Raw genomic sequence first — 18,205 nt, 5'->3', positions numbered from 1 at the left:
CTATAGTTAGATTATAAAAAAAGTTAGATTATAAAAAATATAGAGGGAAGCCTTAATGAAGTTATCTCATATAGTGCAACGTGGCTGGGAAGCTGTTGATAAAGGTGATTTTGATACCTTAATTACAGATTATACTGATGATATGACATTCGTCATGCCGGGTCAGGAAAGTATCATCAGGGGACGACGGACATTTCGTCGTGTGCTAGATAAGTTGGGCGACTTACTTCCTCCCGGTTTTGAGATCACTGAGCTCCGCCACATTGAAGGGGAGAATGAAGTCGTCTCAATTGTTGAGTGGAAATCAAATAAAATAGATTTCTCCGCATTAGCCGTCTTGTTTCGATTTGAAGATGACAAAATTTATGAAGAAAGATGGTTTATTGATACTGAGCAATGGAAAAGTTTATTTTGACCCGTTGAGTACATCATGATTGAAAGCGGGGCTTACATTGTAAACTTCGTTTCGCTACCCATTTTAGTTATAACTCTTTTATTTAAATATCTCATGTAACTTTATCGTGCAAATCGGCATACATTAAATTACGATTTGATGATACGAATACGCCCCATTATTTAATTAAATAAGAGTTAATAATTATGGCTTTAGTACCGATTAAAACAGCCGTTATCGGCTACGGATTTTCTGCAAAAACGTTTCATATCCCCTTTATTACTAGCTTACCTGAATTTGAATTAGTTGCTATTAGTAGCAGCCAACGTGACGCGGTCGAGCATGATTGGCCTGTAGTCGATCATTACTTGTCTGCTAATGATCTCCTTATTAATTCTGATGCAGAGCTTGTGATTATCACTGCGCCAAACGATGTGCATTTTTGTTTAGCAAAGCAGGCTCTAGAAAATAATAAACACGTTGTCCTCGAAAAACCGTTTGTTACAAATATTACTGATGGTGAAGCGTTAATTAAACTGGCAGCTGAAAAAAGCTTAACGCTAAGCGTTTATCATAACCGTCGTTGGGATGGTGATTTCCTTACCGTTAAAAAACTGATTGAAGAAGATCGTATTGGTGAGTTGAGAAGCTTTGAATCTCACTTCGATCGTTTTCGACCTAATGTACGTCAACGTTGGCGTGAACAGGCTGCTAATGGTGGCGGTATTTTATTTGATTTAGGCCCACACCTGATTGATCAAGCATTAATATTATTTGGTGTGCCGAATGCGATCACTGCACAATGTTTAATTATGCGAGAGGGATCGACGAACGTGGATTATTTTAATCTTGTCCTACATTACCCTAATCAAGTCACCACGTTACACGCAGATTTATTTAGTGCGGGGCCAAATAAGCGTTTTAGTATTAAAGGGACAAAAGGCAGCTATGAGAAATATGGGTTAGACCCACAAGAAGCACGTTTAATTGCGGGTGTATTACCTGTTGATGCATCTTGGTCGGATGAAAGTACAGATCAATATGGCTGTTTATATAACGCTGAAGAGATTGACATTGTGACAACAGAACGAGGTTGCTATCAGCTGTACTTTACTGCAATGGCTGATGCGATTAGGTTGAAAACAAAACCACCAGTAACAGCGGAGTCAGCGTTGTTGAACATTAAATTAATTGAACTGGCTATGGAAAGTAGCCGTTTAGGTGAGACGTTAACGGTGACCTTATAACTATAAAAAAAGGCTGATATAAAATCAGCCTTTTTTATTTCAGTAACTTAAATATTTAAAGTTAAGCTTGTTCGCTTTCTTCAATCATTTCTTCAAGCTGTTCATTTAATTCCATCCAAGTGGTTTCAGCTTCTTCAATCGCCACAACAAATTTAGCTTGATCACCTAATGCGGTTTTTAGCTTGGCTTTGTTTTGATCTTCATAGATGCTGGTTTCACTGAGCTGTGCTTCAACGGCAGCGAGTTTGTCACCTAACGTTTCAAGCTGCTTGTCTAGCTTTTCAATTTGCTTGCGTACTGGTTGTGTTAGCTTACGTAATTCCGCGGCTTTACGCTTTTGATCTTTCTTACCTTGTGCGCTATTTACGCCAGTATTAATGACTTGTGTTGCTTGCTTCTCAACTTTTTGTTGCTCGCTTAACCAACTGTGATAATCATCTAAGTCACCGTCGAACGGTAATACTTTCTTATCGTGTACCAAGTACAACTCATCAGTCGTAGAGCGTAATAAATGACGATCATGCGATACCACTACCATCGCGCCTTCAAAGCCTTGTAGGGCGACTGACAGCGCGTGACGCATTTCTAAATCCAAGTGGTTGGTTGGTTCATCAAGCAATAATAGATTTGGTTTTTGCCATACGATCAGCGCTAATACCAAACGTGCTTTTTCACCACCCGAGAACGGGCGAACAATATCTAACGCTTTTTCACCGATGAAACCAAAACCACCTAAGTACTTACGCAATTCTAATTCAGTTTTGTCTGGTGCAAGGCGAACCATGTGTTGCAGTGGGGTATCGTCTAAACGTAAAAATTCTAATTGGTGCTGAGCAAAGTAACCAACTTTTGAATTTGGGTTAACTTCTAGGGTACCTTTGATAGGTTCCATTTCAGCAGACAATAATTTGATTAGCGTTGATTTACCTGCGCCGTTACGACCCAATAAACCAATGCGACTGCCCGGAACTAGATTCAATTTAATGTTATCTAGAATAAGCGTATCGCCATAACCTGCGCACACATCTTCCATTGTTAATAATGGTAGTGGCAGGGCATCAGGTTTTAAGAAGCTAAAGCTAAATTGTGAATCTGCATTGGCTGCAGAAATAAGCTCCATACGTTCCATTGCTTTAATACGACTTTGCGCTTGTTTTGCTTTTGATGCTTTATAACGAAAGCGGTCAATGTAGCTTTGCATATGGGCAACTTCACGCTGCTGCTTTTCAAACATTGATTGTTGTTGTGATAGTTTTTCAGCACGTTGTTTTTCGAATGAGGTGTAATCACCTGTGTATTCGTTTAGCTTTTGATCTTCAACGTGAATGATTTTAGTAATAATGGCATCGAGGAAATCGCGATCATGCGAGATTAACATTAATGTACCGTCATACTGCTTTAACCATTTCTCTAACCAGATAACCGCATCCAAATCCAAGTGGTTTGTTGGTTCATCAAGGAGCAATAAGTCAGAACGGCATAATAGCGCCTGTGCTAAGTTTAAACGCATACGCCAACCACCCGAGAAACTCTGTACTGGTAGTTGTTGTTTTTCTTCGCTAAAACCTAAACCAGATAACAGTTCAGAACAACGCGCGTTGATGCTGTAAGCACCAATAGCATCTAGCTTGCCGTGGATTTCTGCAATTTTGTTGCCGTTATCTGCAGCTTCAGCTTGTGCAAGATCCGCTTCTAATTGGCGGAATTCAATATCGCCATCAAGCACATAATCATGCGCACTGCGATCGAGAGCAGGTGTTTCCTGTTTTACACTCGATACTTGCCAGCCTGTTGGATAGGTTAGGGTACCGTTATCCAAGCTGATTTCGTGACGAATTAAGGCAAATAAGCTGGATTTACCACACCCATTTTTACCTACTAAACCAACCTTTTGACCAGGATTGATTTTGGCACTGGTGTTCGTAATAAGTGGCTTGCCACCACGCAGAAGTTCAATATCGCTAGCTATGATCATATGAGGGCTATTAGTAACTATAATTGCCGCGATTTTAGCCGATTTACGCCCAGTTTAAAATGTTAAACTTTGAAATTTGTACCAAGAATAAAGTACACTCATAGCTAAACGATGCGAACGAGCCAAAGATCAGCAATGATATACGGATGATCACATCGTAAATGACTAGGAGGTCGCCGTGGTTGAACGGAAGAAAAGACGCTTTGTCGCGGGTGCTAAATGCCCGACGTGCAATGAAATAGATGTGATCCAGCTATTTCAAGTGAATGGGGTAGAAACAATTGAATGTGTCAGTTGTGGCTATACTCAGGCGCAAGCAGACGGAGAGGTGAGTACCGCCACCCGCGATTTCGAACAAATGATAGGTGTGTTTAAGCAATAGCCTTGTTTAAAGCATGCTTTATATAGTTAATCAGGAATGAAGAGAATAAATATGTTTATTGAAGCAAACTCAGTTGTAGTACTACACTTCGCAGTAACAGACGATAAAGGCGAACTTATCGATGATACACGTGATTCATCACCTCTAGAATTTTTAATGGGTTCTGGTTACCTTGTTCCTGGTCTTGAAGCTGAGCTTGAAGGTCTTAAAGTTGGTGACGATTTTGACGTTAAAGTTGAACCTGAACAAGGCTATGGCATCTACGATCCTGAACTAGTTCAAGAAGTACCTGCAGAACTTTTCGAAGGCGTTGAAGGCGTTGAACCTGGTATGGCATTCAGTGCTGAAACAGATGCGGGTCACCGTACTGTTATCGTAACTGCAGTTGAAGACAACATTATTGTTGTTGATGCTAACCACCCATTTGCTGGTCGTACACTGCAATTTAACGGTGAAGTAATGGGCATCCGTGAAGCAACTGAAGAAGAACTAGAACATGGTCACATCCATGGTGCTGGCGGCTGTGGTCACGACCACGGACACGAGCATGATCACGAAGGTGGCTGTTGTGGTTCAGAAGACGAAGCGCCAAAAGAAGAGAAAAAAGACGGTTGCTGCGGCGGCGGTTGTCACTAGTCTTTAGTGCTTTTTAGGGTTGGTGATTTGTGCTGACCCGATATAATGATTAAATTTCGATTTAATGAAAGTAAAATGCCAGTCTCGATGACTGGCATTTTTATTATTGATGGTAAATCGTTTACCTCAGCAGTTTGTTACCGACTCATTCCGGCATTAATAATGCGGTGGTGGAGTTTCGTCTGCTTCACTTGCTAGACCGCTGCCAACTTGCATCGTTTTTATTCGGCTAATTAAAAAAGTCAGCTGTACTTTCTGATCTTCAATAATTTTTTGTTGTTCGATAATGGCATTGTTTAATTGTTCAATGGTGTCGTCTTGAAAACTTAATTTCATTTCTAAGTCACAAACACGTTCATCTAACTGCTGAATTTCCATGTTTTTCCGCTATATCTATAGTTTTATGAACTAAGTTTAACATGTAATGTCGATTTATTTGAGCTGAAATACTAGGCTAGATAAGATGTAAAACTAAGTAAAGTAGGGTGATTTATCATTTTTTGCATTTATAGTTGTTAATATCTTGTATGGAAGCATCAAATAGTTATGATAATACTACTAAGTAGTTTAGGTATAAGTAACTTAGAACGTAGTTGTGGAATTACACTGCATTATTTTAATTAGGTATTTCGATGAAAAAATTTTTTAAAGTAACAATACTTGCTTCGGCAGTATCTCTGTTAGCAGCATGTGGCCAAGAAGCACAAGCAGATAAAGTAACAGACATTAAGACATACAGTGAAGATCAACAAGCGGCTTATGCAATCGGTTCAATCGTTGCCCGCAACTTGGTTGCACCACTTAAGCGTCAAGAAGAGCTAGGTGCACCATTAGATAAGGAAATCATCGTTCAAGGTATTACTGATGCGTTAAACGAAACAACCCAGTTATCTGATGAAGAATTACAAACTGTATTAAAAGCTTATGACGAAAAAATGAATAAGCTATCAACTGAAGCCGCGCGTGTAGAAAGCGAAAAATCAGAAGCTGAGTCAGCGACTTTCTTTGCTGAAAATGGCAAGAAAGAAGGTATTACTACGACTGAGTCTGGCCTTCAATATGAAGTGCTTACAGCTGGTACAGGTAACATCGCAACGCCAAGTGACACTGTAACTGTGCATTACACAGGTACATTGTTAAACGGTAAAGTATTCGACAGTTCAGTTGAACGTGGCGAACCAGCAACATTTGCGCTTAACCGTGTTATTCCTGGTTGGACAGAAGGTGTTGCACTAATGAATGTGGGCAGTAAATATAAATTATACATCCCATCTGAGTTAGGCTATGGCGCACAAGGTGCGGGTGCTGACATCCCACCAAATTCAACGCTTGTATTTGAAGTTGAATTGTTAGAAATTGCTGGCCAAGCAAAATAATATTGAAGACGCAACGACCTAATTATTAGGTCGTCGTTGTTGGACAGAAACCCATTCATATTTTGTAATATGAATGGGTTTTTTATTGGGCTTAGTTTAATGCTTTTATGTCAGACCCGTTAATGTAGGATCTGCTTATTTGAAACAGTTAATTTATTCTGCGTCGACTACTTCTCGGTGATAAGTCGCTAAGGTATAAAGCAACTTGTCTTCTAATTCAAAACGTCGTTCTAATAGTTCACCTACTTTTGACATGTCATTATCTAAAGACAGTAGTAGGGTGTCATCGTCTTCTTGTGCTTCTGCGTATTTATCATTGAATTCAACAAGGGCTTCTGTTGTTAGTACGATTTTAGGTTGGATTTCTTGTGCGAGAGTAAGGCTTTTTGCACTGTATTCTGCACATTGGGATACGATTTGGTCATAAACTTCAAAATGGCCTGTCGATAAGTAATCAATTAATATTTGGCAGAAAGCTTGTAGCTCATCTTTGCTGGGTAATGCGGCTTTTTTTTCAAACGGGGGTAAGCCTTCGAGTTTGCAATAATCGACGATTAATTCTTGTCGCTCTTCTAGCCAGTGATCGATGGCGTTGTGCGTGCCGCCCCAAGCTTGTTGCGCTTGTTCTAATTTGGTTAACATATGACTTACTCCATGTACCCTTAAAAAATTAAGGTTTCCTATTACTAAATTTTTTACTGTAAAACGTCAACACTATTTTGTCTGGTCAAACCTGATTAATTAGACCTGCAATAATATATTTATCTACTAAAGAACACGACCAGCTTTAAACTGACTGTGAGTTTAATCATAGCATATAAGTACTTGTTATGACTGATTTTTGGTTTGGCCTGATGAGTGAGTTGTTTAATTGTGATTAATGTCTCTGATTCAGTTAGTGTTAATTGCGTAAATTAATTGCCTTAATTGGAACCGTGTTTCGATGATGAATTTTGAGTGCTTTCAAGCTGGTGTTTTTTTCTCCATAAAAGCCTTAATCATGGTTAATTTTTTTATGTTTCACGTAAATCCCCCCGTTATGATCAACTTGTTGTTAAATTCGTCATGAAAGTGGCGTCAGATATTTTGTCAATTGTTGAATAATGTTACAATCACGCCATATTAGAGCCGCAATTCAGGAAAGGATATGAGCGAGTTAAAGAATGATCGTTATTTACGTGCGTTAGCCAAAGAATCGGTAGACCAAACACCAGTATGGATGATGCGCCAAGCAGGCCGTTATTTACCAGAATATAAAGCAACGCGCGCAGAAGCGGGTGACTTTATGTCTTTGTGTAAAAATGCAGAGCTTGCTTGTGAAGTAACGTTACAACCACTACGTCGTTTCCCACTTGATGCGGCGATTCTGTTTTCAGATATTTTAACTATCCCAGATGCAATGGGTTTAGGTCTATACTTCGAAGAAGGTGAAGGTCCTAAATTCGCACGTCCAATTACGTGTAAAGCTGACGTTGATAAGATTGGTATCCCAGATCCAGAAGGCGAATTACAATATGTAATGAACGCTGTTCGTACTATTCGTAAAGGCCTAGATGGCGCTGTGCCACTTATCGGTTTTTCTGGTAGTCCGTGGACACTAGCAACATACATGGTTGAAGGCGGCGGTACTAAAGCGTTTACTAAAATCAAGAAAATGGCATTTGCTGAACCACAAACGCTACACTTATTATTAGATAAGTTAGCTGACTCTGTTATCTCTTACCTAAATGCGCAAATTGCTGCTGGTGCACAATCTGTCATGGTATTTGATACTTGGGGTGGCGTATTATCACCACGTGATTACAAAGATTTCTCATTACAATACATGCACAAAATTGTTGATGGCTTAACGCGTTTCAACGATGGCCGTAAAGTACCAGTTACTTTGTTCACTAAAAATGGTGGTCAATGGATCGAGCAAATCGCTGCAACTGGTTGTGATGCGATTGGTCTTGATTGGACAATTGATATTGCTGAAGCAAAAGCGCGTGTTGGTGATAAAGTTGCACTTCAAGGTAATATGGATCCTTCAATGCTTTATGCATCGCCAGAACGTATCCGTGAAGAAGTAAGCACGATCCTATCTGGTTTTGGTAAAGGCAATGGTCACGTGATGAATTTAGGTCACGGAATCCACTTAGACGTTGACCCAGACAAAGCGGGTGTATTCATCGACGCTGTTGGTGAACTAAGTAAGCCATACCATAAGTAATATATTACTTATTAGGGTCCAATAGACAGTCATTTGGATCCAATTAATCATAAAAAACGGCGCTTATTTGCATAAGCGCCGTTTTTTTATGTTTATTTTAATGCGTTATAATCGTGAGTGAATGCTCTGATTATTAACTTGCATTAACCGCCAATATTTTTTCTGCATTCGCTTTTAGCTCAGGCTGTTCTAAAATATCATACGCTTTAATCATCACTTTTAATGCGCCAGTACGTGATTCTGTATCCGCAAAATTGTCGATAATATGCTGTGCACGCTGGATTGCAGCGATATAGGCCTTACGTTTCATATAATATTCAGCTGCAGATAGTTCGTAGCGAGCAAGGCGACTTTTAATTGAAATCGCACGCTTTTGCGCATCAGCCACATACTCACTTTCTGGGTAGCGTTTGATTAAGCGAGTGAAGTCATTAAAGGCTGCATTTGCATAACTTGGGTCTCGATCTGAACGATCTATATTAAAGAGGGCATGAAATAGGTTATAATCCGCGCCCATATTGGTAAGTCCACGCATATAGTAGACATAATCAATGTCTTTATGTGTTGGATTTAAGCGGATAAAGCGATCTATATTGGCCAATGCTTGTGCTGTGTCACTATTCTTGTAGTAAGCATAGATCAAGTCTAGCTGCACTTGTACAGTGTGCGGGCCAAATGGATAACGCGTATCAAGCGCTTCAAGCGTTTCAATTGCGGAAACAAAGTTACCCGCTTGTAACGATTGTTGAGCGATGCTGTACAGCTCAATGGCTGGTTTATCTGGTACGTTTGGTTCTGATTTCGAAGAACAACCGCTAGCCATAACCAGTGCGAGTGATAAGCTTATTGCTAATTTTATTGATTTTTTCATTAGGTTGGATTAATTCCAAATTGCTTAATGCGAAAATAATTACGTAGCTAATATGCTACAGCAAAATAAAAGGCTAAAATAGCCTGAATCCTGTAATTATACTGAAAATTAGGACCGAAGAGGGTCCCTGCTACCTATGAGCCAACATATAGAACTTTCTGCCGTTGTTGCAGAACACCAAGTCGGTCAACGTTTAGACCAAGTTTTAGCCGAGATGTTCCAAGATTATTCTCGTTCACGTCTGAAGGAATGGATTCTTGCAGGATTTGTTAATCTAAATGGCAAAGTTGTCGTTAAAGCACGTGAAAAAATGCAATTTGGCGACAAAGTTATCTTAAACGCTGAAGTTGAAGAAGAAGTTCGCTACGAGCCACAAGATTTACCACTAAATATTGTTTATGAAGATGATGATATTATTGTAATCAACAAGCCAGCTGGTTTTGTTGTACATCCAGGTGCTGGTAACCCAGATGGCACAGTGCTTAATGCATTGTTATTCCATTACCCTGCGATTGTAGACGTACCACGTGCTGGTATCGTTCACCGTCTAGATAAAGACACAACTGGTTTGATGGTTATTGCTAAAACAATTCCAGCACAAACGCATTTAGTGACAGCACTACAAGCGCGTCGTATTACACGTGAATACGAAGCGGTTGTAGCGGGTACTATGACTGCTGGTGGTTTTGTTGATGAGCCAATTGGCCGTCACGCAACTAAACGTACACACATGGCCGTTCGTCCACTGGGTAAACCAGCTAAAACGCATTACCGTGTTGCAGAAAAATATCGTGCACATACGTTATTAAGATTACGTCTTGAATCAGGCCGTACTCACCAAATTCGTGTACACATGACACACATTACTCACCCTATCGTTGGTGATGCTGTGTATGCTGGTCGTCCAAAGCCACCGGGCAATGCAACTGATACATTAGTATTAGCATTACGCGGTTTCGGTCGTCAGGCACTACACGCACGTATGTTGAAATTAGAGCATCCAGTAACGGGTGAAATGATGATGTGGCGCGCAGAACGTCCGTCAGATATGAATACATTAATTCGTATCTTACGTGAAGATACTGCGTTAAACATGATTGATGATTTCATTAGCTAATCATTGATTATGCCTCGTTTGATTAAACCTAACTGGCCAGCGCCTGCCAATGTTCAGGCGCTAAGCACTACTCGTTTGGGTGGTGTGAGTCATTTGCCTTATGCTGGACTTAATTTAGGTTTGCATGTGCAGGATGATAGTTCGTTAGTGTGGCAAAATAGACAGTTGTTAATGACAGCGGCTAATTTGCCACAGCAACCTTATTGGTTGAATCAAACGCACAGTTCGGATGTTGTTAGTTTAGTGGGGCAATCCCACGATGCCGAGCAACTTCCAGCTGCTGATGCGTCTGTCACTATGATGACGGGGCAAGTTTGTTTAGTGATGACGGCAGACTGTTTACCTTTATTGATTTGCGATAAAGCGGGAACACAAGTCGCGGCTATTCATGCGGGCTGGCGTGGGTTACTCGATGGCGTGATTGAAAACACCATAGATAAATTATCCGCAACACCCAATGACTTGTTAGTGTGGTTAGGGCCTGCTATTAGCCAAACCTATTTTCAAGTTGGCTGTGAAGTTCGTGATGCGTTTATTGCGCACGATAGCCAAGCAAGTGATGCATTTATTGCAGATGGTGATAAATGGTTAGCCGATCTTTATTTATTGGCTCGAAAACGTCTACAAGCGTTAAGTATTAACGCTACAGATATTTACGGTGGTGATTACTGTACATATCGTCAAACTGATTTATTCTATTCTTATCGACGAGATGGCCAAACAGGGCGTCAAGCAAGTCTGATTTACCTTGAATCTCAATAAATAATCCCCAGATTATAAGTATGGGATGTAGTGCCTTACTGCATATTCCTAGACCAATTAAATCGCTATCATTATACCGCTATAATCACATGATTATAGGGCTCAACAACATAGCTCAACTATATTGCACGACTGATAGGACATCGTTATGCGCTTAGATCAACTCACCACTAAATTCCAAATGGCTATTTCTGACGCTCAATCACTTGCGCTAGGTAAAGATAATCAATTTATCGAACCTATTCATTTGATGACTGCGTTATTAAACCAAGATCACTGTTCTATTCGCCCGTTACTTACCGCCGCTGCGATTGATGCCAATTCGTTACGCTGGCAGCTAGCTGATGAACTTGATCGTTTACCACAGGTGAAAGGCACACAAGGGGATATTCAATTATCGTCAGCGTTAAATATGCTGTTAAACCTGTGTGACAAGTATGCGCAAAAACGCAAAGATAAATTTATTTCTTGCGAGATGTTTGTTCTTGCTGCAGTTGAAGATAAAGGCCGCTTAGGTGATTTATTACGAAAAGCTGGCGGGACACGTAAACAGGTTGAAGAAGCAATTGATGTGATCCGTGGTGGTGATAAAGTTGATAACCAAGGCGCAGAAGAACAGCGTGAAGCATTAAGTAAATACACGTTAGATCTGACTGAACGTGCGGAAGTCGGTAAGTTAGATCCCGTTATTGGCCGTGATGATGAAATTCGACGTGCTATTCAGGTATTACAGCGCCGAACGAAAAATAACCCTGTATTAATTGGCGAACCTGGGGTGGGTAAAACCGCTATTGCCGAAGGTTTAGCGCAACGTATTGTCAATGGTGAAGTACCGGAAGGGTTGAAAAATAAACGCGTATTATCGTTAGATATGGGGGCGTTAGTCGCAGGTGCGAAATACCGCGGTGAGTTTGAAGAACGTCTAAAATCAGTGATCAAAGAGTTGGAGCAAACTGAAGGCCAAACGATCTTGTTCATTGATGAACTACACACCATGATAGGGGCGGGTAAAGGTGATGGCGCAATGGACGCGGGGAATATGCTTAAGCCCGCATTAGCGCGTGGTGAGTTGCATTGCATGGGGGCGACAACCCTTGATGAATATCGCCAATATATTGAAAAAGATGCTGCACTTGAGCGTCGTTTCCAAAAAGTATTAATTGAAGAACCAAGTGTTGAAGATACTATTGCGATCTTACGTGGCCTAAAAGCACGTTATGAATTGCATCATAATGTGGATATTACCGATCCAGCAATTGTTGCAGCGGCTACATTGTCACATCGCTATATTTCTGATCGCCAGCTACCGGATAAAGCGATTGATTTGATTGATGAGGCTGCCTCGTCAATTCGTTTACAAATGGATTCAAAACCAGAAGCGTTAGATAAACTAGAACGCCGTATTATTCAGCTTAAAATTGAACAGCAAGCGTTAGAAAAAGAAGACGATTCAGCCAGTATCAAGCGTTTATCGACGTTAGCTGAAGAGTTGGCGGAAAAACAAGATAAGTTTAATGAGCTTGATGAAATATGGCGTACAGAAAAAGCAGCTCTCTCGGGTACTAAACACATTAAATCGGCGTTAGATAAAGCGCGTGTTGAGCTAGATATGGCACGACGTGCGAGTGATTTAAATAAAATGTCTGAGCTGCAGTATGGCACGATCCCTATGTTAGAAAAACAATTGGATCTGGCTGCACAAGCTGAAATGCAAGATATGACATTACTAAAGCATAAAGTGGGTGAAGCTGAAATTGCCGATATCTTATCACGTTGGACGGGGATTCCCGTTAACCGTATGCTGGAAGGTGAAAAAGAAAAATTGTTAGCAATGGAAGCTAATTTACATCAGCGTGTGATTGGTCAAACCGAAGCGGTGAGTGTTATCTCCAATGCAATCCGTCGTAGTCGTGCAGGTTTAGCGGATCCTAATCGTCCGATGGGCTCATTTTTATTTATGGGACCAACAGGCGTGGGTAAAACCGAAGTATGTAAAGCCTTGGCTGATTTTATCTTTGATTCTGACCAAGCCATGATCCGTGTTGATATGTCTGAATTTATGGAAAAACACTCGGTTGCACGATTGATTGGTGCGCCTCCGGGGTACGTGGGTTATGAAGAGGGTGGTTACCTGACCGAAGCCGTACGTCGTAAACCTTATTCGGTTATCTTATTAGATGAAATTGAAAAAGCGCACCCTGATATTTTTAATATTTTATTACAAGTATTGGACGATGGTCGTCTAACCGATGGTCAGGGGCGTACAGTTGATTTCCGTAATACCGTGATTATCATGACCTCTAATTTAGGGTCAGATATTATTCAGGCTGAATATGGCAAACATGATTATGAGACGGTGAAGACACAGTTGTTAGATCTGCTGGGTCAGAGCTTCCGTCCTGAGTTTATTAACCGTATTGATGATACTGTGGTATTCCACCCGTTAGGGCGTAATCACATTGAAAAGATTGCTGCGATCCAGTTAAAGTCATTAGAAGCACGATTAAAACAATTGGGGTATAGCTTGTCGATCACAGCGGGTGCATTAGCTAAATTAGCTGAAGCTGGATTTGATCCTTTATTTGGTGCAAGACCATTAAAACGTGTATTACAACGACAGGTTGAAAACCGCCTTGCGAATGCCATTCTTGCGGGTGAAGTTATCCCTGGAAAGCCAGTTAAGATAAGTGTGGTTGACGATGAGTTAAGCGTGAGTCAATAACTTTTCATTGAACGAATAATAAATGAATAAGCGAAGAGCCCTGCATGACAGGGCTTTTTTTCATCTACAGATTAACTTTTAATCATTTGAACTGGCCCTGGTCTTTTCATTGAAGTTATACGTGCTAGTATCCTCTGATTCGCAGTATTTAATGCTGCGGTATATCCACACTAAGTTCGGATGAAGGTAGCAGGAGAGAGGCTTAGGCCCGCCGAAGAAGTAAATCTTTCAGGCATCAACATAGGTTGGTAAGGACTGTTACTGGACGAGCCTCTGGAGAGATCCATTAAATTGGACGCCGAAGGAGCAAAGCGACATTGTCGTTGAAACTCTCAGGTACAAAGGACAGAGGATAGGATTATTTTTTTTGCGACCTTACACGTCTGCTTTTTGCTTGGTTTTTATTTAGGTGCTTACTTTGGTATTCACTTAGATAGTAATCTTTGGCTTTTTGCGTCGACGTTTGTATTGTATCTGCCCATCTTAAATAATTACATCCTCCTCAGACTACTATCGTTCTCGAGGAATATTTTTAAATGCAAACAGCACAACCTTCTTTACTGGAATCGTTACAAGATTCTTTATTATCTTTACTACAAAATTTTTCATTACAACCTTTGCAAAATATCCTGCAAGCCATCGATCATTTTATTTGGGGCCCGCCATTATTATTACTTCTGGTCGGTACCGGAATTTATCTCACCCTGCGTTTAGGTTTTTTACAAATAACGAAATTACCATTAGCGCTAAAATACCTGTTTTCAGGTGATAAAGGCAACAACAGCAAAGGTGATATCAGTAGCTTTGCTGCGCTGTGCACCGCACTTTCTGCCACTATCGGTACCGGTAACATTGTCGGTGTTGCGACCGCGATAAAAATGGGTGGTCCGGGCGCTTTATTTTGGATGTGGGTTGCTGCTTTTTTTGGTATGGCGACTAAGTATGCCGAATGTTTATTAGCGGTGAAATATCGCGTTGTGGATGAAAAAGGGCAAATGGCTGGTGGCCCGATGTATTATCTTGAGCATGGCTTAGGTAATCGTTTTTTAGCGAAAGCGTTTGCACTATTTGGTATTGGTGTTGCGTGTTTTGGTATTGGTACCTTCCCACAAGTGAATGCGATCACGGATGCAGTGCGTATTTCATTTAATGTGCCAGTATGGTTATCAGCTAGTTTGCTAACTGTCTTTGTTGCTATGGTGACGTTAGGAGGTATTCGCTCCATCTCTGCTATTGCTCAACGTACAGTGCCTTTTATGGCAGTTCTTTATGTGCTGGCGTCGTTACTCGTTTTATTACTTAATGTCGATGCAGTGCCTGCGGCTATTACACTGGTGATCAGTAGTGCATTTAATTCGACTGCTGCAACGGGTGGCTTCTTAGGGGCAACAGTTATGCTAGCGATTCAGAGTGGTGTTGCACGTGGCGTGTTTTCTAATGAGTCTGGTTTAGGCAGTGCCCCGATTGCTGCTGCTGCGGCAAAGACAGACTCTTGTGTTAAGCAGGGCCTTATCTCGATGACGGGAACCTTCTTCGATACCATTATTATTTGTACGATGACGGGACTTACACTGATATTAACGGGTGTATGGAGTGGCGAAACGTCTGGTGCAGAGATGACTACACTGGCTTTTGAACAGGGGCTATCTCCGTTGATTGGTCAATATGTGGTGACGACTGGTTTAGTCTTTTTTGCCTTTACGACCATTCTTGGTTGGAACTATTACGGCGAGCGTTGTGTACAGTACTTATTTGGTCAAAAAGGCATTAAGCCTTACAAGTATTTTTATATTTTGTTAGTGGCTGGTGGTGCATTTTTACAGTTGGATCTTATTTGGATCTTGGCTGATATTGTGAATGGCTTAATGGCTATCCCAAACCTGATTGGTTTGATTGGCTTACGCCATGTGGTTATTGCTGAAACGCGATTATTCTTCGAACAATTAAGCATGAATCAGCAAACGGCATAAGTGATATTGAGAAACGGTAAAATAGTATGACTTATCGTTTCTCAATTTAATCAGTATGATTACTCCTTCAATTATCTTCCTCTAAATCTGCGTTAGCAAACCCCTCAAAATAAAAACGTCATTCGGTTAGAACAAGCGTCACGTTTCTTCCCAATTCTGTAGCTCGTAGTTGTTTCCGCAATACTGAAAGAGTAACTGCAGCGAGAGAGCTGTCACATCCTATTAAACATCTATGGTTATTATCGTCTCTTGGCTAGTGACTTTAGGGAAGTAATGATAATGTTACAAATGTGTTTGTTTTGCCTTTCAGTGTAAGTTGTTGATATTAACGCTATTTGATGGCGTTTCGTTTGTAGGTCTATATCTGTAATAAAATAACGTAATAAAAGTACGTACATGTTGTTTTATTACGTAATTGTGTAAGGGTTAGTTAAAGCTATGATTCATAGGCATAAAAAAACCAGCAGATAAGTGCTGGTTTTTTCATTTGTCATTGTTTGTTATGCGTTGATTATATTTTGAAGCTAAAACACGAGGTTATTAATTGGCGTTACAGTTGATATGAATAACGCCTATTTGCAGTGCTAATTTAATCCATCAAGCCATGATTAATGGCATATTGGATCAGCTCTGCACTGGTTTTTGCATTAATGAGTTTCATCATTGAATATTTATGGAACTCGACAGTGCGAGGAGAGATAAATAACTCATCAGCAACTTGGCGTGCTGATTTTCCCTGTGCCAATAAACGCAAGACGCTGATTTGGCGAGATGATAATTTGGGTTTGTCGATGTTGACTGTAATAGAGGTCGAAATATAATTGTTTCCCTCTAAAACTTGATTCACAGCTTCGACTAAACTTTCGCTAGCTTCATGTTTTAGTACATAGCCTTGCGCTCCAGCTGCGATGGCACCTTCTGCATATTCCTGTTCGTCATGCATCGTTAGGCATATTATTTTGACTGTTTTATTAATGCGTTTCAATGCAGCAATCGCGGCGATCCCTGTCATGTCTGGCATGCTAATATCTGTGATAACTAAATCAGGCTGATGCTGTTTGACAAGTTCGACTAACTCTAAGCCATCTTTGGCAATCGCTAAAATCTGATGCTCTGGTTGTAAAATACTGGCGATGCCTTGCGCTACAATCAGATGATCATCGGCTAAAACTATATTACTCATAATATTCCTTTAAGGTAGGGATCATTATATCAACGATAAAACCGCCGTCTTCTGGAGAAGTGAACACCGCAGTACCGTTAAATAATTGCGCGCGTTCTTGAATGCTGATTAGCCCGATACTCCCTCTTGCTTGGTTTAAAGCTAGGTTGCAGCCAATCCCGTCGTCGATAATTTGAAAGTGAAGATTACCTTCATTGCGTTGCATCAACACAAATACAGCAGATGCTTGTGCATGCTTGGTAACGTTGTTTAATGTTTCTTGTAATATACGGTAAAGGTTGAGAGATAATTCTTTATTAAGCGTTGGGATGGGGTCAAATAAAGTTTGTATATCAATCCCTTTAATTGTTGATATTCGTCGGCATTCTGATTTTAATGCGGTGATCAAACCGAGATCCTCTAAGATCGCGGGATGTAAAGATCGCGATAAGGCTTGCATATCTTTCGCTAGACCTTGGATTTCGTGGTGCAATGCATTCGCAGATTGTTTTTCACTGTCGGTAATTAAGGCCTGTGAAAGTGACGATGCTTTTATGGTTAATAGTGCCATGCGTTGCGAAAAATTATCGTGTAGTTCACGGGATAGCATACGACGCTCGGTTTCTTGGCTATCCATTAAATGGTGAGATAATAGTTCAAGCTTTTCATTTTTATGCTGTAACTTTTCCCAATAAGCGTAACGCTCGTAAGTTGACGCGAGGATCTGGCCAAAACTTCGGATCCCTGTGATGATATCTTTATGCCAATGTTCCGGTGCAATATAGCGGCTCGCAGTAATCCCCCCCCAAATTCGTCCTCGTACACGGAAGGGCACGACGATATGAGAAGTAATGCCAGCCATTTCTTTAAGCAGTAGTTCATCATGATTGATGATATCGAGTAAATTACCTTCTGCAATAATGAGCTCGCCTTTACTCACTTGATCTAAGTAAGGTGAGTAGAGCCCTTGTGCGGGTAACGATACAGGTTTATAACCGGGCGCGGCCACTGCCACAGCACCTTCAAAGCGATTATCTAGGGTGAGGCGAACCAATGACATACGTTGCACTTGAATATAAGGTAAAAAAGCAGTTAACGATGACTCAATCGCACTCGGTAAATCAACGGTATCGTTTTCCAATAACCAGTTGGAAACTTCAATAGTAAATTGCTCGATACTTAAGTTAGCCTCGTTTATCTTCGGCAGTGCTCGCATAGGCATTTTCCTTATCAAGTTTAAGCTATATGGAAATCGTATCATTACAGTCATATATTATGGGCTTACCGCGTGCTATTTGGCTATAAAAAAATAGCTAATACGTGTAAATCTAGCAATTCTACGAGTACCTTTTCACTTCCTTTCCCGAATATAATCGGCC

General features: G+C 40.7%; 16 protein-coding genes and 2 riboswitches. Of the genes, 10 read left to right on the top strand and 6 right to left on the bottom strand.

The window, feature by feature from the left end; translation table 11 throughout:
• The first annotated feature begins 55 nt into the window (after positions 1-55).
• A complete protein-coding gene (locus HWV00_RS18360) occupies positions 56-415 on the top strand; it encodes a nuclear transport factor 2 family protein (protein ID WP_211683672.1) in 360 nt (119 codons plus the stop codon).
• A 185-nt stretch (positions 416-600) separates the two neighbouring features.
• Positions 601-1,641 (top strand): oxidoreductase, encoded by a 1,041-nt coding sequence (locus HWV00_RS18355; RefSeq protein WP_211683671.1) that lies wholly within the window; start codon positions 601-603, stop codon positions 1,639-1,641.
• Positions 1,642-1,702: 61 nt separating this feature from the next.
• Here HWV00_RS18355 and HWV00_RS18350 read toward each other — a convergent pair whose 3' ends face one another.
• The gene (locus HWV00_RS18350) at positions 1,703-3,616 is read right to left on the bottom strand and encodes an ABC transporter ATP-binding protein (RefSeq protein ID WP_211683670.1); all 1,914 of its coding nucleotides are present in this window, start codon (positions 3,614-3,616) and stop codon (positions 1,703-1,705) included.
• Positions 3,617-3,794: 178 nt separating this feature from the next.
• Between HWV00_RS18350 and HWV00_RS18345 the strand changes: the two genes are divergently transcribed.
• Both HWV00_RS18345 and slyD read left to right on the top strand, forming a co-directional pair.
• Positions 3,795-3,998 (top strand): YheV family putative zinc ribbon protein, encoded by a 204-nt coding sequence (locus HWV00_RS18345; protein ID WP_211683669.1) that lies wholly within the window; start codon positions 3,795-3,797, stop codon positions 3,996-3,998.
• A gap of 51 nt (positions 3,999-4,049) precedes the next feature.
• Positions 4,050-4,634, top strand: a complete 585-nt coding sequence (slyD, locus tag HWV00_RS18340; protein WP_211683668.1) for a peptidylprolyl isomerase — start codon at positions 4,050-4,052, stop codon at positions 4,632-4,634.
• Positions 4,635-4,790: 156 nt separating this feature from the next.
• On the opposite strand, the gene HWV00_RS18335 is transcribed toward slyD, so the two are convergent.
• Positions 4,791-5,012, bottom strand: a complete 222-nt coding sequence (locus tag HWV00_RS18335) for a SlyX family protein (protein WP_211683667.1) — start codon at positions 5,010-5,012, stop codon at positions 4,791-4,793.
• 254 nt (positions 5,013-5,266) lie between these two features.
• On the opposite strand from HWV00_RS18335, the gene fkpA reads away from it, so the two are divergent.
• Complete coding sequence (fkpA, locus tag HWV00_RS18330; protein WP_211683666.1) at positions 5,267-6,010, top strand: FKBP-type peptidyl-prolyl cis-trans isomerase; 744 nt, start codon at positions 5,267-5,269, stop codon at positions 6,008-6,010.
• A 153-nt stretch (positions 6,011-6,163) separates the two neighbouring features.
• On the opposite strand, the gene rsd is transcribed toward fkpA, so the two are convergent.
• Positions 6,164-6,652, bottom strand: coding sequence for a sigma D regulator (gene rsd, locus HWV00_RS18325; RefSeq protein ID WP_211683665.1), 489 nt, complete (start codon positions 6,650-6,652; stop codon positions 6,164-6,166).
• 505 nt (positions 6,653-7,157) lie between these two features.
• Here rsd and hemE point away from each other — a divergent pair.
• Positions 7,158-8,222 carry a uroporphyrinogen decarboxylase gene (gene hemE, locus HWV00_RS18320; protein ID WP_211683664.1) on the top strand — a complete coding sequence of 355 codons (1,065 nt, stop codon included), beginning with the start codon at positions 7,158-7,160 and terminating at the stop codon, positions 8,220-8,222.
• Positions 8,223-8,355: 133 nt separating this feature from the next.
• Here hemE and bamD read toward each other — a convergent pair whose 3' ends face one another.
• A complete protein-coding gene (gene bamD, locus HWV00_RS18315) occupies positions 8,356-9,093 on the bottom strand; it encodes an outer membrane protein assembly factor BamD (protein WP_211683663.1) in 738 nt (245 codons plus the stop codon).
• 136 nt (positions 9,094-9,229) lie between these two features.
• Here bamD and rluD point away from each other — a divergent pair, with 136 nt between their 5' ends.
• The 4 genes from rluD to HWV00_RS18295 all read left to right on the top strand — a co-directional run bounded on the left by rluD (position 9,230) and on the right by HWV00_RS18295 (position 15,664).
• A complete protein-coding gene (rluD, locus tag HWV00_RS18310; RefSeq protein ID WP_211683662.1) occupies positions 9,230-10,210 on the top strand; it encodes a 23S rRNA pseudouridine(1911/1915/1917) synthase RluD in 981 nt (326 codons plus the stop codon).
• A 6-nt stretch (positions 10,211-10,216) separates the two neighbouring features.
• Complete coding sequence (pgeF, locus tag HWV00_RS18305; protein ID WP_211686696.1) at positions 10,217-10,972, top strand: peptidoglycan editing factor PgeF; 756 nt, start codon at positions 10,217-10,219, stop codon at positions 10,970-10,972.
• A 148-nt stretch (positions 10,973-11,120) separates the two neighbouring features.
• Positions 11,121-13,694, top strand: coding sequence for an ATP-dependent chaperone ClpB (gene clpB, locus HWV00_RS18300; RefSeq protein WP_211683661.1), 2,574 nt, complete (start codon positions 11,121-11,123; stop codon positions 13,692-13,694).
• Positions 13,695-13,874: 180 nt separating this feature from the next.
• Positions 13,875-13,948: riboswitch (glycine riboswitch) on the top strand.
• 9 nt (positions 13,949-13,957) lie between these two features.
• Positions 13,958-14,053: riboswitch (glycine riboswitch) on the top strand.
• Positions 14,054-14,230: 177 nt separating this feature from the next.
• On the top strand, positions 14,231-15,664 hold the full coding sequence (locus HWV00_RS18295) for a sodium:alanine symporter family protein (protein ID WP_255554799.1): 1,434 nt from the start codon (positions 14,231-14,233) through the stop codon (positions 15,662-15,664).
• Between the two features lie 589 nt (positions 15,665-16,253).
• Here HWV00_RS18295 and HWV00_RS18290 read toward each other — a convergent pair.
• Both HWV00_RS18290 and HWV00_RS18285 read right to left on the bottom strand, forming a co-directional pair.
• Positions 16,254-16,847: a response regulator transcription factor gene (locus tag HWV00_RS18290; RefSeq protein ID WP_211683660.1), complete on the bottom strand. Its 594-nt coding sequence runs from the start codon at positions 16,845-16,847 to the stop codon at positions 16,254-16,256.
• On the bottom strand, positions 16,840-18,042 hold the full coding sequence (locus HWV00_RS18285; protein ID WP_211683659.1) for a histidine kinase: 1,203 nt from the start codon (positions 18,040-18,042) through the stop codon (positions 16,840-16,842). The genes HWV00_RS18290 and HWV00_RS18285 overlap by 8 nt, the downstream gene beginning before the upstream one ends.
• Positions 18,043-18,205: the final 163 nt, after the last annotated feature.

The sequence above is a fragment of the Moritella sp. 24 genome (assembly GCF_018219155.1).
Lineage (GTDB): Bacteria > Pseudomonadota > Gammaproteobacteria > Enterobacterales > Moritellaceae > Moritella.
Note: the sequence above shows the minus strand (reverse complement) of the source record. Positions and strands in the feature narration are given on the sequence as shown.